This is a genomic window from Anabaena sp. TISTR 8404, from assembly GCF_056847745.1.
In genome coordinates, this window is record NZ_CP180578.1 from 1,261,926 (window position 1) to 1,277,235 (window position 15,310).

Consider the following 15,310-nt stretch of genomic DNA (forward strand, 5'->3'; position numbering starts at 1 on the left):
ATCTGGAATGAAAGTATGAAGTGTGAAGTGTGAAGTGTGAAGTGTGAAGTGTGAAGTATGAAGTGTGAAGTATAAATTTCATCCTTTAGTTTTTAACCTAGCCTGCGGCAAGCCCCTTCGGATCTACAGCCTTCATCCTTCAGTTTTCATACTTCAGCTTTTATACTTCAGACTTCTTGAGTCTTTCTGGTAGGCAATCTTGTCGAATCAAGTCTTGATAAGTTTCGCGTTGCAAAATCAAATTTGCTTCGCCATTTGCCACTACTACTGCTGCCGGTCGGGGTAAGCGGTTGTAGTTAGATGCCATACTGTAATTGTAAGCACCAGTTGCCATAACTACGAGAATATCTCCGGGTTCAGTTTTTGGTAGTTGGGCATTCTTAATTAGGATATCTCCTGATTCACAATGTTTACCAGCTACTGTGACTGTTTCTGTAACACTAGCAGACATTTTATTAGCAACTACAGCCCGATAAACTGACTGGTAGGTGATTGGTCGGGGATTATCGGACATTCCACCATCAACAGATACGTAGGTACGAATTTCTGGTACTACTTTGGTTGCGCCAATGGTATAGGCAGTGACACATGCTGTAGCAATTAGTGATCGCCCTGGTTCACATAATAGCTTTGGTAATGGCAAATTTTCCGCTGCACAAGTTTCTTGAAGAACTTCACAAATTACCTTTACCCAATCTTCAATACTCGGTGGATCATCGGATTCTGTATAGCGAATACCTAAACCACCACCAATATTTAATTCGGTTAAATTTAAACCGTACTTAGCAGTATCCCGGAACCACTGCACCATGACAGCAGCTAAGTCTCGATGGGGTTGTAGTTCAAAAATTTGTGAACCAATGTGAGCGTGCAAACCCACACAGTTCAAAGTAGGTTGCTTGCTGACAAAGGTAAATACTTCATCCAAGTCGTTGGGGTCAAAACCAAACTTACTATCTAAGTGTCCGGTGCGAATATACTCGTGGGTATGACATTCAATACCAGGAGTCAATCGCAGCATGATGCGAACTGGTTGGGTGTTTTGGGTCAATTCCACCAAGTTGTGCAATTCTTGCCAGTTATCTACAACAATCGTGACACCAGATTCAATTGCTAAAGTTAGTTCTGCTGATGATTTATTATTTCCGTGGAGGTAAATTTTCTCAGGACTAACGCCAGCACTTAAGGCTGTGTAAAGTTCGCCCCCAGAGACGACATCAATTCCCAAACCTTCTGAGGCCGCGATCGCACAAACAGCTAGACAATTCCATGCTTTGGAAGCATACAATACTTGAGATTCACCTTGGTAGTATTGCTTAAAAGCATCTCGGTATTGCCGACAAGCCGAACGGAGAGTTTCTTCATCTAAAATATATAAAGGCGAACCAAACTGCTGAACTAGGGTTGTGACATCACACCCACCAATTTCCAGGCAATCATTACTGTTAACTTTAGCTGTTAAGGGTAAAAGTTCCTGGTTGGGCGAAACAGTTTCGTTTGGGTTGAGCCTTTGAGGCAAATACTGAGTACCAGTATATTGAACCTCAGTGGGGTGAGTCGATACCATAACTATATAAATTGTCCTTGTTTAACTTAAGGGCGTGAGGAAGTATCCCGATTTTAAGTTTACCAACACAGTGCTGAGTCCTGAGTCCTGAGTCCTGAGTGCTGAGTAAAGTAAAAAGTAGGAGAGAACTTTCCCATAGCCATTAATCAACTTATACGTTAAGGCAGTTTTAACTCAGCACTTTTGATAAATGTGATTTCATCAGACTTAAAATTGCGATCGCTTACAACAAATGACCTAAGTGCAATCTTAGAACTCGATCAAGCTTGTTTTGGGGGTCTTTGGACAATGGAAGGTTACCAACGCGAGTTGGACAGTCCTAACAGCGAATTACTGGGTTTGTTTTCACCATTGTCTAGCATTCAACTTTTAGGTATGGGCTGCTTTTGGGCGATTTTAGACGAAGCCCACATTACAATTTTGGCGATTCATCCCCAATACCACCGTCAAGGTTTAGGACAGGCTTTATTGTACGCTTTGTTGAAGACAGCTTGCGATCGCGGTTTGGAACGAGCCACCCTCGAAGTTAGAGCTTCTAACGTTGCCGCTATATCCTTATATCAGAAATTTGGCTTCAAAACCGCTGGGCGGCGACGACGTTACTACAAAGATAACGGCGAAGATGCTCTGATTCTTTGGCTATCAGATTTGCAATATCCCCAGTTTCAAAAAACTTTAGACAATTGGCACACCATTGTTAGCAAACAGTTGAGCCAATTCTCTTGGCAATTAATTAGTTAGTCCGGGGAGCAGAGAAGAATAACTTTTGACTATGGACTCTTGACTATTGACCAATAACCAATGACAAATCACAACCTTTAACTCATTAGAATATTTAATCAATATTTATTTTTCAGTTAAAATAAAAAATGTTTTTATCAGAATTTTGACTTTTAGTGTCAAAATATGCTAATAATTAATATTTGTGACTGGTAAAATAATATTTATTAATAACAGCGGCTAACTATTTACAATCTAGGCTGAAAAGCTAGTAAATCAAAGCTCCTCAATCCAGTAGCCGCAGCAAAATTCATAAACAGTTGACAACTTCATCCATCAAATTGAGTAGTCTCCCTTGGATGTCTATTATCTCTGATACAGACACCCAAAACCTTAGCCTGTGCTAAAATCAGCGTACCGGCACGACGCAGGTGATAGGATAAAGCCATGTTTGAGCGCTTCACAGAAAAAGCCATTAAGGTAATCATGCTGGCCCAAGAAGAGGCCCGCCGTTTAGGTCACAACTTTGTGGGAACCGAACAGATCCTACTGGGTCTGATCGGGGAAGGCACAGGAGTTGCGGCCAAGGTGCTGAAATCAATGGGTGTCAATCTCAAAGATGCCCGTATTGAAGTAGAAAAAATCATAGGCCGGGGTTCAGGCTTTGTGGCCGTGGAAATTCCGTTTACGCCACGGGCAAAGCGGGTTCTAGAACTATCCCTAGAAGAAGCGCGCCAATTAGGGCATAACTACATTGGCACCGAGCATCTGCTGTTGGGCCTGATCCGGGAAGGGGAAGGTGTAGCAGCTAGGGTGCTAGAAAACCTTGGGGTGGATCTATCTAAGGTAAGAACCCAAGTCATCCGAATGCTGGGAGAAACAGCAGAGGTTTCGGCGACCGGGCAATCGGGACGCACTAAGACTCCAACCTTGGATGAATTCGGCTCGAACCTAACCCAGATGGCGACGGACAATAAACTTGATCCAGTCGTAGGACGCGCGAAAGAAATTGAGCGTGTAATTCAAATCTTGGGTCGCCGGACAAAAAATAACCCAGTGCTGATTGGTGAACCAGGGGTTGGTAAGACTGCGATCGCCGAAGGTTTGGCGAGCCGCATTGCCAACAAAGATGTCCCCGACATCCTGGAAGACAAGCGCGTAGTCACGCTAGACATCGGTTTGCTGGTAGCAGGAACCAAATACCGGGGTGAATTTGAAGAACGCCTGAAGAAAATCATGGATGAAATTCGCCAGGCGGGTAACGTGATTCTCGTAATTGACGAGGTACACACCCTGATTGGTGCAGGTGCAGCCGAAGGTGCGATCGACGCAGCTAACATCCTCAAACCAGCTTTGGCTAGAGGTGAATTGCAGTGTATCGGTGCTACCACCCTCGACGAATACCGCAAACACATCGAGCGCGACGCAGCCTTAGAACGCCGCTTCCAGCCAGTAATGGTAGGTGAACCGACAGTCGATGAAACTATAGAAATATTGCATGGATTGCGCGATCGCTACGAGCAACATCACAAGTTGAAAATTTCTGATGAAGCTTTGATTGCAGCAGCGAAATTGTCTGACCGTTATATCAGCGATCGCTACTTGCCAGATAAAGCCATCGACTTGATTGATGAAGCAGGTTCGCGCGTGCGGTTAATCAACTCCCAACTGCCCCCCGCAGCCAAAGAGTTAGATAAAGAACTGCGCCAAATCTTAAAAGAAAAAGATGATGCAGTGCGTTCCCAAGACTTTGATAGAGCCGGGGAACTGCGCGATCGAGAAATGGAAATCAAAGCCGAAATCCGGGCGATCGCTCAAAGCAAAACCAACGGTGCAAGTGGTGACGGTGTAGAACCCGTTGTTACCGAAGAAGACATTGCTCACATCGTTGCTTCCTGGACAGGTGTACCAGTCAACAAGCTCACCGAGTCCGAATCCGAGAAGCTGCTGCACATGGAAGACACCTTGCATCAGCGCTTAATCGGTCAAGAAGACGCAGTGAAAGCAGTTTCACGGGCAATCCGTCGGGCGCGTGTCGGTTTGAAAAACCCCAACCGACCCATCGCCAGCTTTATCTTCTCCGGGCCGACTGGGGTAGGTAAAACTGAGTTGGCAAAATCCTTGGCTTCTTACTTCTTCGGTTCCGAAGAAGCAATGATCCGCCTGGATATGTCGGAATATATGGAACGCCACACCGTCAGCAAATTGATTGGTTCGCCTCCAGGTTACGTCGGTTATAACGAAGGCGGTCAATTAACCGAAGCTGTACGTCGTCGTCCTTATACCGTGGTGCTGTTCGACGAAATCGAAAAAGCCCACCCCGATGTCTTCAATATGCTGCTGCAAATTTTAGAAGACGGTCGGTTAACCGATGCTAAAGGTCGCACCGTTGACTTCAAGAACACCTTGCTGATTTTGACATCCAACATCGGTTCCAAGGTAATTGAAAAAGGCGCTTCCACCATCGGCTTTGAATTTAATGAAGATGCTGGTGAATCGCAGTATAACCGCATTAAAACTCTGGTTAACGAAGAACTTAAACAGTACTTCCGTCCAGAATTCCTCAACCGTTTGGATGAAATCATCGTCTTCCGTCAACTCAACCGCGAAGAAGTCACCCAAATCGCCGACATCATGCTCAAAGAAGTGTTTGGTCGCCTGACAGAAAAAGGCATCACCTTAGAAGTCACCGAACGCTTCAAAGACAGGCTCATCCAAGAAGGTTACAGCCCCAGCTACGGTGCAAGACCGTTACGTCGGGCAATTATGCGCTTGTTAGAAGATAGCCTAGCCGAAGAAATTCTCTCTGGTCGCATCAAAGATGGCGATACTGCCTTAGTTGATGTCGATGAAAACGGCAATGTGCAAGTCAGTTCTCAACAGCGCCGGGAGTTGTTACCTCAAGGTATTGAGTCGTAATTAACCTTTGGAATTGAGTCTCAAGTAAATATTAGTAAGCGGTAGAGGATATATTTCTCTACCGTTTTTGTTTTCTTGTCACAATGGTTAAGCTGTTTACTAAGTTCTATGATTCAAGGAGAAACTACCATGCCTAAATTCCATTTTGGATTTACCGATGAAGATACTGCACGAAATATACAGCAAGAACTTTGGAATCAGCAATTCAGAGGAAAGCTAAAAACATATACAGCAACTAATAAAAAGCCATAAACAGGTGAGTATCTCATTTCAGTTGAAACAGATTCACAAGAACTAGTAGAATGGCTCCAACATTATGGTGGTAGAGTTTTATCTAATGAGGAATATGAAGCTTTAACAGGCTACTCAATAGGAGACAGGGATAATGGCTGGATAACAAATATTCAAATGATACTATTCAGTAAAGGCTTTTTTAAGCGTATACCTGATGGAATTTTTGATGAAGAAATGAAGCGTGCAGTGAAGGCTTTCCAATTAGAGTATGGTTTGGAAGTAACTGGAATTGTTGATGAAAAAACTCAGCATAAATTGATGGCTATATAGGAACAGTTAGCTAATAGCAGCGTACTTCTCAACAGCCTTGGGCAGTACTACCTCAATTAATTATGCAAATAACTATTCCACCTTATCTACAAAGCACCTATAAATTAATCCAATGTGCTTTTCCTGATGGTATCGAAGCTGAAAATTATGAACCACTTTTAGCAATACTAAGTGAGGAAATGTCAGATAGAAACGTAGCAGAAGTTATCGCCTACTACCTTGGTAAAGAGTATAGTGTGGTACTCAATGATGTATATCGAGTACAGTCAATTGATATTCCTAAAGCTGAAGCTATTGCTAATTTAAAAACTCTTTTACTTAATTGCGGTTATCAAAAGTGGCTAGATGAGTAATTTAGATGCGATCGAATTATCATCAACAAGGAAGAATCTTTCCAGAATTTACTTTACCACCAGAAGAGTTAGCTAGACGCGCAGAAGAAAGAAATGATCGTGGGCAAAAAGCGCGTGTGACTTTTGATAGAGTGTGTCCGCAATTAATAGATGAACATTACAACTGGTTTATTGTTATTGAACCAAACAGTGGTGATTATTTTATTGACCCATATATAGAGATTGCTGAAAAAAAAGCACGTCAAGAATATCCGACTGGCTGGCTGGTTACTTTCCGTCTCAATGAAACAGGTGCTTGTGGACGGATATGATTTCAGGCAGGTTTGGTGAAATTGGGGAGTTAATTTTTGAGATAGATATATTGAATATTGACGTTGGGGTAAATGTAAATTCAAATATTAAATATATTTTAGATTGATGTGATTACAACAATAAAGCTTTGTAAGTAAAAAACTCGTAGAATAAGTAAGCGATCGCCTGCATCAAAAATAATTTCTCTAACTCAGATTTGATACCTGCGATAGATGCAATGTAGAATTAACAATTATTGCTAATAATTCTTACTTACGATATTATAAATGATATCAGTTGCAAATATTTTGCAACTTTTTTTGTGCCAATTTTGTGATTTTAAGGCTATGCCTAACAACTTCTTTCTGGGTAAAGAGAAACTGTTAAGTCGTCGTCAACTGCTGAAACTGGGAATAGGCAGTGCTGGATTTGTAGGTACGGCGGCACTTTGGCACACCCTGAACGCCCAAAGCAAGTCGATAGTCAAAGTACCACCTCTGGAGATGGCAGCAACAAATCAAGTTGCTAATCCTATGCAGATGCTGCGAAACTTTGATTATGGCACAGTAAAGCAGGAAAACGGGCGGACTGTACGAGAATTTCAGTTAACTGCGGGTACTTCGGTAATTCAACTTAATAGCGCTGTTTCTTACAACGTCTGGGATTTAAATGGTCGCATACCGGGGCCGACACTACGGGCGAAACAAGGCGAGCGCGTGCGGATATTATTTCTCAATAAGGCGGGACATTCTCACTCTCTACATTTTCATGGTGTTCATCCCGCAGAGATGGATGGGATTCGTCCCGTCAGCAATGGTAGCGCTGCAATTTATGAATTTGACGCAGAACCATATGGCGTTCATTTGTACCACTGCCATATTGAACCAGTTACCCGTCATATTGCTAAGGGTTTATACGGGATGTTTATCATTGATCCCCCCACGCCGCGCCCTCCGGCCGATGAGATTGTCTTAGTGATGGCTGGGTATGACGTAAACGACGATAGCCATAATGAATACTACGCTTTTAACGGATTGCCACATCACTACATGCATCATCCCATCCCGATTTATCAAAATCAGTTGGTTCGGCTGTATGTTCTCAACATCATTGAATATGATCCGGCGGTGACTTTCCATTTACACGCCAACTTCTTTGATGTTTACCGCAGTGGTATGACTATGACTCCCAGCGAGAAAACCGATGTGATCACAATGGGTGTAGCAGAACGGCACATTTTAGAATTTGCCTTCCGCTATCCAGGTAAGTATATGTTCCATCCTCATCAAGATGCGATCGCAGAAAATGGTTGCATGGGTCAATTTGAAGTAATTGCTGATAATTCTTCTCAAAGTTTTCTCAAAAGTTCTTAATTTGCTTAGTCAAGAAAATCTGACTTAAATTATCCATAAATAGTTATTTTAATGGGTTTGAGTCTCAATTATCTTGAAAAAGATATGAAAATATATTCAAAAATTTAGGAGGTAGTTGCAAAAGTATTGCATTACCTGCAAAATGAGCATAGCAAACTCTACGACACTGAGTCATATCAACTGCTGAAGAGATGAAAAATTTTAAATACTTTTGTTTAACTATTGCTACTGCGGCTATTGTTACCCTGAGTGCATGTAACAGCACACCAACTGCCGAAAATCCATCTACACCAGGTACTAACTCAACATCAACAGCCCAAGTTACAGAAACTACAACTCACAGTGGTCACAGTAGCAAAGCAAAAATTAATATAAATGACGCTATCTTATCAGAGTTAGATAAATTTGAAGCTAAATTAGGTGTTCCAGCCTTATCGAATAAAATTCAGGCGAACCGTCCTTATGCGACTCCAGAAGATTTAGTTAATAAAAAAGTAATCACACAAGAACAGTTTGACCAAATTAAAGACCAAGTAACTGTTCAAGAAGTTGTGCTGACAGGTGAAGCCAAAGATGTTGATTACATGACAAAGTTAGGCTTGATGAAAGGACATCTTTTAGTAGCACAAGAACTGTTAGACAAAAATCTGCCAAAACAAGCAGAACCGCATATTGGACACCCAGTTGAGGAAATCTATGTGGATGTAGAAGATCAACTGAATGAACGCAAAGTTAAAGAATTCAAGACAACTTTGGTAAGTTTGCAAGATTTGGTGAAATCTAATCCGAAGAATGCCAAAATCAAAACTAATTTTACTACTTCTGTGCAATCTGTAGATGGCGCGATCGCCGTTTTACCAGAAGCCCAACGCACAAAACCAGGATTTGTCCTCCAAGTAATTAATGGATTATTGGATGCAGCGAACTCGGAATATAGAGCAGCGATCGCTGATGGTAAAATAGCCGCAGCCATTGAATATCAAGACTCTCGTGGCTTCGTTGTTTATGCCAACGACTTATACAAAGGTATTTCTAGTCAAGTAGCGCAAGATAGTCCCGAAGCACACAAAGCAATTGAAACTAGTTTCAGTGAACTCATCAAAGTCTGGCCTAGCGCCATTCCTCCTGCTAAACCAGTGAAAACGCCTGATGAAGTAACCCAGTTAATCAAAACCATTGAGCAAAATTCTCAAAAAGTTGTTGATAAATCAAGTACACAGGCACAACGATAGACTCAAAACTAACAGAAAAATACAGAGTCAAAAGTTTAAAATGAGTGAGCCGTGAGCAAATAATTAGATGTGAAACGTGAAAATGTTCTGTGCTTCATGCCTAATTAATTACTCGTGACGCTCCATTTGTATATTGCTGAACTTAACAACTGATGCAAGAACTTGACCAGCAAAAGACTATAGAACTCCTCAATACCATCATGGAATTTGAGTTAGCAGGAGTAGTACGCTACACACATTACTCCTTGATGGTGACTGGGCCGAATCGCATTCCTATTGTGGCTTTTTTTAAAGCGCAAGCGAGTGAATCTTTACTTCATGCCCAACAAGTGGGAGAAATTCTCACAGGTTTAGATGGGCATCCCACACTCAGAATTGCACCGATGGAAGAAACTTTTAAGCATTCCGTCAAAGACATTTTGGCAGAAAGCTTATCTCATGAAAAGAAAGCATTGGAATTGTACAAAACTCTTTTAGATACTGTCAGCAATGCTAGTGTCTATTTAGAAGAATTTGCTCGTGGCATGATTGGACAAGAAGAGTTGCATAATCTCGAATTGAAAAAAATGCTCCGGGATTTTAGTTAATAGTTAATAGTCAATAGTCAATTGTCAATGGTCAAAAATATAGACACTTAACTATTGACTTTGGGCTATTGACTTTAGACTATTGACTTTGGACTATTGACTCTGGACTAAGAAAAATGAATTTTAGTACTGCCTTACCTACTTTTGTAATTACACTCCGAGAAGGAGTAGAAGCCGCCTTAGTTGTGGGGATAGTGTTGGCTTTATTGAAAAAAGCCAAACAATCCCGACTGAATTCTTGGGTGTATGCTGGTGTTGGCGTTGGTATTGCTGTCAGCGCATTGATAGGTGTGCTGTTTAGCGTTGTAATTCAAGCACTAGGAAAAATTAATCCGCAATACACATCTGTAGTTGAACCAGCACTGGAAGGTATATTTAGTGTGCTGGCGATCGCTATGCTCAGTTGGATGCTAATCTGGATGACGAAGCAAGCCAGATTTATGAAAGCCCAAGTTGAAGGTGCTGTTACCGAAGCACTCACACAAAAAGCAAATGCTGGTTGGGGCGTTTTCAGTTTAATTTTAATAGCTGTAGTCCGCGAAGGTTTTGAAACCGTACTGTTTATCGCCGCTAATTTTCAGCAAGGTCTGATTCCGACAATTGGCGCTCTTGGTGGTTTACTGGTAGCAGCTGGAATTGGCGTATTGTTATTTAAAGTAGGTGTCAAAATCAATATTCGCCAATTTTTCCAAGTTATGGGCGTTTTATTGGTGTTGATTGTTGCTGGATTAGTAGTTTCTGCATTAAAACATTTTGATGATGCTGTCGCTAACTTAGCCCTCAGCAGTCGCGCCTCCGAAAGCCTTTGTTTTTATTATGAACACTTTACCAAAGTCCATTCTTGCATTTTAGGGCCGATAGTTTGGAATACTTCTAGTATTTTGCCTGATGATCAATTTCCAGGCATTATTCTGAAATCTTTATTTGGCTATAGAGAAAATCTATATATTGTGCAAGCAGTGGGATATATTGTATTTTTGCTAACTGTTGGCGGGTTATACTTCCGCAGTTTAGGTGGCGAGATTCCCAAATCTAAATCCACTAAAAATGTTTCTCTTGCCCAAAAGTAAGCTATTACTACAAAAATTAGGGTGGGTATTATAATACTCACCCTAATTTAATTTATCCATTTAATGCAAACAAATCTTTTTTAAGTTGCTGGCAAGCTTTTTCAATTGCATCGATACTACCAGGATTGACCAATCCATAATAGTCAAAAATATAAACTCGCTTATTTTGAGTTGCTTTGAGTTTTTGCCAAAAAGGTTCTTTATTAAAAGATTCTAAAATCTCTGTATTTGATTTTGCTTGTGGAGGATTGACTACAATTATTGCCTGTGGATTAGCTTCTAAAACTTTCTCGGCTGATAGAGTAACATAACCACCAAAAGGACTTTTACCTTGTAATTCTGCTGCTACATTCTTTATGTGAAATTTTTCTAATAAATCTCCAGCCCAACTGTTTTTATTTGGTGTAAGAATTGGTTGATTACTCACCAAAACTAGCGTAGAAACATTTTGAACTTGTTGATCTGGCAAAAAACTTTTGTAGCGAGTTAACAAAGGTTGGGGGTTGGCTCCAATTAAATCAGCAAGTTTTTGAGTCAGATTTTCTAAAGATTCCCATGTTTTAACTTGAGTAAGTAAAGTAGGAATTTTTAATTCTTGTAATTTTTGAATGACTTGGTTGGAAAAACCTTCTACACCAATGACTAAATCTGGTTTTAGAGCCACAATTTTTTCTAAATTAGGAGGAGTTTGTCCTTCACTAATGCGAGGAATATTTTTAAGAACTGGGTCATTTTTAAATAATGAACTTCCAGTAATTCCAACTAGCTTGGTTTTATCAAGTTGATAAATGATATCTGTAGAAAGTGATGAAAGAGTAACAACTCTTGTAGCAGATTGTTGATTATTAGTTGTTACTGCAATATTTGTTGTTTGCGCTTGTGGCTGTTGAGTATTTGCCGTGCTACAAGCATTTAAAAATACACTTAATATAATAGCTAATGCAGATAATATCCAACGACGATACATATAAAAAAAGCAAATTATTTTAATTAGGGTCTTATATATTATAAAAAAGCGAGTTAAACACTAGCCGAAATTCCCCAAGAATTTGTGGCTGTGCTACTCGCCATTAAGTATACAAGGTTTATTGAGAAAAGCTTTACATAATATACAGTAGAAGGTCGTAAAACTACTGTTAAGTAAATAACAAATATTGAATTTGGTAAAAAATTTATAGTAAAACTTTTTACTATCTAGAACCTTTAATCAAAAATTGACTAATTGCTTGCTAAAATACTGTTTTTACTGCATCAACGCCCAATCTTCTGGAGTGTTACAGTTAAGCAGCATATCAGTAGCAGGTAAAGACAACACTTGTACAGGATGTTGCTTAAGCCACTGCTGAAAAGATCGCCCGCCTTGGTTGATAAAATCTAGTAGTTGTGGCAAACAACGAGGGCGATAAAAACCACACAGAGGTTCCCAGCCTTTAGTATGATGTGCTAAAGCCGCGATCGCATCTTCCCCTACACTATCGAGTTCAGCCACCCATGCTTGCAAAACCTCAAGCTGTAACTTCGGTAAATCGCAAGCAAGTAACAGCACCCAATCAGTTTGCACCTGCGCTAGTCCTTGAGCAAACCCTACCAACGGCCCATGATTTAAAGGTTCATTGCCAGTTTCACCAGACAAAGGCACTTCTCGAATAAACTGACAACGGGGCAATGTTAAGTGTTGATAGCGTTCTGGCCAGGGAGTGACGATATAAACAATATCAGCACAAGCCGCAGCAATATGACAAGCTCGCTGCAACAAAGGCACTCCGTGAACAGGAAGCAACGCTTTATCCTGTCCCATACGCGAACTTTTACCGCCAGCTAGGACAATGGCAGATAGAAGTGCTGAGTGCTGAGTGCTGAGTACTGAGTTATTTGTCATTGGTCACTATTTAAGTTACTTCTCTCCCTCGTCTCCCCCTGTCCTCAATGTTGTTATTGGCCTTGAAATTTTTTTATTTGTCAAGTTTCGTCTTTATAAACTTTACTTCTATGCCCTAATTTAACTACACTTATTAGTAAAATATCATCATATATTTCATAAATTATGCGGTAGTCTCCTACTCGAATACGATAAGAATTTTCATCACCTTTTATTTTTTTTACTCCATCTGGACGCGGTTCTATAGCTAAATCTAAAATTTTAGCATCGATGCGTTCTTTAATATTGCTTGGTAGTTTATTTAGTTGTTTTATAGCACCCTTAGTCAATTCAATTTGATACATTAAGCCGTTTCTTTGTTATATCCTTGATATTCATCCCAAGATACAGTCCCATTGAAGCGTCTATCTTCTCTAGCTTCTTTAATAGCTTGTAAATCTTCCGCATCTTCTATATCATCAATTCTTTGTAAATACGCGAGTATTTCATCTAAAACACTGTCATAAGCTTGGTTTAACAATACGTTGATAGATGCAATTATTTCTTTTCTTTCTTGTTCTGTTTTCATTGCTATTTTGCTTTATGTAGTAAATAGACTTTATCAGTTTTCTGGTTCACAAAAAGTAATCATCCTCTAGTTTGACTTTGCTGCACTTGCTGCAACATCTGTTCAACACTTGTTGCAGGTGCAAGACACTTCAGACCTTGGCAAACTAAAGCAATGCTTCCGTCTGGTAGGTTAGAGACTACAGAAAATGCTGCTACAGGTAAATACTCAGAAATAAGAGATTTAATTTGCTCGGTAGTGCTGCGAATTAAGGTAGAGTTACGATACCAATCCAAAGCTGTGAATAAACTAGGGCAAGCTTGAGGATGGCTACTCATAATACTTCTAAAAGCCTTTAAGCCTTGCTCGGCTAAATCAAGATAATGCAGATTATCAGTGAGCAATGCCAATCGTACAAGATTTGCGATCGCCACTCCATTAGCCGAAGGTGTAGCATTATCTGCATAGCTGCGTTCGCGCACAATCAAATCCTGACTTGCATCGCTAGATGTGTTAAAATATCCTCCTAGTTCTACACTCCAGAGAAATTCGTCGAATTCTTCTTGGATAGCGATCGCTTTTTCCAACCAATCAGAGTGCTGAGTGCTAAGTGCTGAGGAGCCACTGCGTTGGGCGGGTTCCCCGACTTGAAGCAAGTGGCGTTGCTGAGTTAAATAAGCTTGATGTAAATCTAATAACGCTTTAATGAAGAAGGCGTAATCTTCAGATTGCGCTAACACTGTCGCTTCACCTTGATAATTCAGTCTGTGGAAACGTCCATCGACAAACTGATGCTTCAGAATAAAGTTAGCCGCTTGTGTTGCTAATTCCAAGTACAAAGGCTCTTGAAAAACATTATATGCTCTAGCTAACCCAGAAATCATCAAGCTATTCCAAGCCACAATCATTTTTGTATCTGTCACCGAGGGGATGCGGCCAGGCCAATTATGGGTTTTAGCTTCTTGATTGTTACGCGCTGGCGGGAAGGTCTTTAATGATTCTGGTGTGTTACCATAACGAGCCGTAAATAGTTTAGCTAATGCAGTTTCCAGTTCTGTACTCAATTGCCCTGCATTACGTCTTTGCAGTACATTCAACCCTTCAAAGTTCCCTTGAGAAGTAACTGTAAACTCTTGCTGTAATTGCGTTAGTTCTTCGGGTGTTAACAGCTGTTCTAGTTCGCTGTAACTCCACACATAAAAAGCCCCTTCTTCTGGCTCTGCTGCATCAGCACTAGTGAAACTATCTGCATCTTGAGCAGCGTAAAAGTACCCTTCTGGGGAAGTCATTTCCCGTTGGAGCCATTGCACAGTACCAGCCACCGCCCTAGCAAAAGCAGGTTCTTGAATACCCGCGCTCCATAAATTCGCTAGATACTCGACAATCTGGCCGTTATCATAAAGCATCTTTTCAAAGTGAGGCACCGTCCAAGTGGGATCAACAGTGTAGCGATGAAAGCCACCACCTACATGATCGTAAATACCACCTAGCGCTAAATCTAGCCCCCGTTGAGTACAAATTTGCTTACCATCATAGCGAGATGGTAAATGGAATCGAGTTCCCCGCAGTGCTAATTCTGCATAGGGAATCATGGGAAAGCTATTACCGTATTGATTGGAAGTAATGATCCCGGTGCTAGTTTCCCAACCTTTGCCCAGTAATTCATTTTCTGGAATTTCATGGGGATCACCATCTTGTAAGACCGCAGAGGTGAGGAGTGAGTCTAAGATTACGGCTTTGCGTTGGCGTAAATCTTCTTTTTCTGTGTCATAGTAGCGCCGCAAAGCTTGCAACACTTGCAAAAAACCGGGACGACCATAGCGGGGATCAATAGGAAAATAAGTCCCGGCGTAAAACGGAACCAAATCTTCTGGAGAGAGAAAGGCATTTAAAGGCCAACCACCTTGACCGCTCATCATCTGCAAGGCTTGCATATAAATGCTGTCGATGTCTGGACGTTCTTCTCTGTCTACCTTGATAGGCAGAAAATTGGTATTCATGTAATCAGCGATCGCAGCATCAGAAAAAGCCTCACCTTCCATCACAGTACACCAGTGGCAACTGGAATAACCAATCGAAAGAAAGATCGGCTTATCTTCTGCCCTCGCAGTCGCAAGAGCTTCATCACACCAAGGCCACCAATCAATCGGATTTTCGGCGTGTTTACGTAGGTAGAGACTCTTGGCTTGAGCAAGGCGATTAGTCATG

Annotated in this window: 16 protein-coding genes; 10 read left to right on the top strand and 6 right to left on the bottom strand. The window is 41.1% G+C overall.

What is annotated here, in order from left to right:
- Window positions 1-160: 160 nt before the first annotated feature.
- Window positions 161-1,567, bottom strand: a complete 1,407-nt coding sequence (gene lysA / locus ACMX3D_RS05375) for a diaminopimelate decarboxylase (protein WP_482750420.1) — start codon at window positions 1,565-1,567, stop codon at window positions 161-163.
- A gap of 192 nt (window positions 1,568-1,759) precedes the next feature.
- On the opposite strand from lysA, the gene rimI reads away from it, so the two are divergent.
- The 10 genes from rimI (at window position 1,760) to ACMX3D_RS05425 (ending at window position 10,676) form a co-directional block, all read left to right on the top strand.
- Complete coding sequence (gene rimI / locus ACMX3D_RS05380) at window positions 1,760-2,308, top strand: ribosomal protein S18-alanine N-acetyltransferase (RefSeq protein ID WP_482750421.1); 549 nt, start codon at window positions 1,760-1,762, stop codon at window positions 2,306-2,308.
- Between the two features lie 426 nt (window positions 2,309-2,734).
- Window positions 2,735-5,206, top strand: a complete 2,472-nt coding sequence (locus tag ACMX3D_RS05385) for an ATP-dependent Clp protease ATP-binding subunit (RefSeq protein ID WP_190983501.1) — start codon at window positions 2,735-2,737, stop codon at window positions 5,204-5,206.
- A gap of 129 nt (window positions 5,207-5,335) precedes the next feature.
- Window positions 5,336-5,458 (top strand): hypothetical protein, encoded by a 123-nt coding sequence (locus ACMX3D_RS05390; RefSeq protein ID WP_482750422.1) that lies wholly within the window; start codon window positions 5,336-5,338, stop codon window positions 5,456-5,458.
- 156 nt (window positions 5,459-5,614) lie between these two features.
- Window positions 5,615-5,770, top strand: a complete 156-nt coding sequence (locus ACMX3D_RS05395; protein ID WP_482750423.1) for a peptidoglycan-binding domain-containing protein — start codon at window positions 5,615-5,617, stop codon at window positions 5,768-5,770.
- Between the two features lie 62 nt (window positions 5,771-5,832).
- A complete protein-coding gene (locus ACMX3D_RS05400; protein ID WP_482750424.1) occupies window positions 5,833-6,123 on the top strand; it encodes a DUF3349 domain-containing protein in 291 nt (96 codons plus the stop codon).
- A 5-nt stretch (window positions 6,124-6,128) separates the two neighbouring features.
- Window positions 6,129-6,434, top strand: a complete 306-nt coding sequence (locus ACMX3D_RS05405) for a hypothetical protein (protein ID WP_482750425.1) — start codon at window positions 6,129-6,131, stop codon at window positions 6,432-6,434.
- A gap of 327 nt (window positions 6,435-6,761) precedes the next feature.
- Window positions 6,762-7,787 (top strand): multicopper oxidase domain-containing protein, encoded by a 1,026-nt coding sequence (locus ACMX3D_RS05410; RefSeq protein ID WP_482750426.1) that lies wholly within the window; start codon window positions 6,762-6,764, stop codon window positions 7,785-7,787.
- Between the two features lie 191 nt (window positions 7,788-7,978).
- On the top strand, window positions 7,979-9,019 hold the full coding sequence (locus ACMX3D_RS05415; RefSeq protein WP_482750427.1) for a ComEA family DNA-binding protein: 1,041 nt from the start codon (window positions 7,979-7,981) through the stop codon (window positions 9,017-9,019).
- A gap of 152 nt (window positions 9,020-9,171) precedes the next feature.
- On the top strand, window positions 9,172-9,606 hold the full coding sequence (locus ACMX3D_RS05420; RefSeq protein ID WP_482750428.1) for a ferritin-like domain-containing protein: 435 nt from the start codon (window positions 9,172-9,174) through the stop codon (window positions 9,604-9,606).
- Between the two features lie 116 nt (window positions 9,607-9,722).
- Entirely contained in the window at window positions 9,723-10,676 is a 954-nt protein-coding gene (locus ACMX3D_RS05425; protein WP_482750429.1) for an FTR1 family iron permease, read from the top strand.
- A gap of 52 nt (window positions 10,677-10,728) precedes the next feature.
- Here ACMX3D_RS05425 and ACMX3D_RS05430 read toward each other — a convergent pair whose 3' ends face one another.
- From ACMX3D_RS05430 to ACMX3D_RS05450, 5 genes are all read right to left on the bottom strand, one after another.
- Window positions 10,729-11,643, bottom strand: coding sequence for an ABC transporter substrate-binding protein (locus ACMX3D_RS05430; RefSeq protein WP_482750430.1), 915 nt, complete (start codon window positions 11,641-11,643; stop codon window positions 10,729-10,731).
- A 276-nt stretch (window positions 11,644-11,919) separates the two neighbouring features.
- Window positions 11,920-12,555, bottom strand: coding sequence for a molybdenum cofactor guanylyltransferase (locus ACMX3D_RS05435; protein ID WP_482750431.1), 636 nt, complete (start codon window positions 12,553-12,555; stop codon window positions 11,920-11,922).
- Between the two features lie 80 nt (window positions 12,556-12,635).
- Window positions 12,636-12,899 carry a type II toxin-antitoxin system RelE family toxin gene (locus tag ACMX3D_RS05440; protein ID WP_482750432.1) on the bottom strand — a complete coding sequence of 88 codons (264 nt, stop codon included), beginning with the start codon at window positions 12,897-12,899 and terminating at the stop codon, window positions 12,636-12,638.
- Entirely contained in the window at window positions 12,899-13,123 is a 225-nt protein-coding gene (locus ACMX3D_RS05445; RefSeq protein ID WP_482750433.1) for a hypothetical protein, read from the bottom strand. Before ACMX3D_RS05445 ends, ACMX3D_RS05440 begins: the two co-directional genes overlap by 1 nt.
- A gap of 59 nt (window positions 13,124-13,182) precedes the next feature.
- Window positions 13,183-15,309, bottom strand: a complete 2,127-nt coding sequence (locus ACMX3D_RS05450) for a thioredoxin domain-containing protein (RefSeq protein WP_482750434.1) — start codon at window positions 15,307-15,309, stop codon at window positions 13,183-13,185.
- Window position 15,310: the final 1 nt, after the last annotated feature.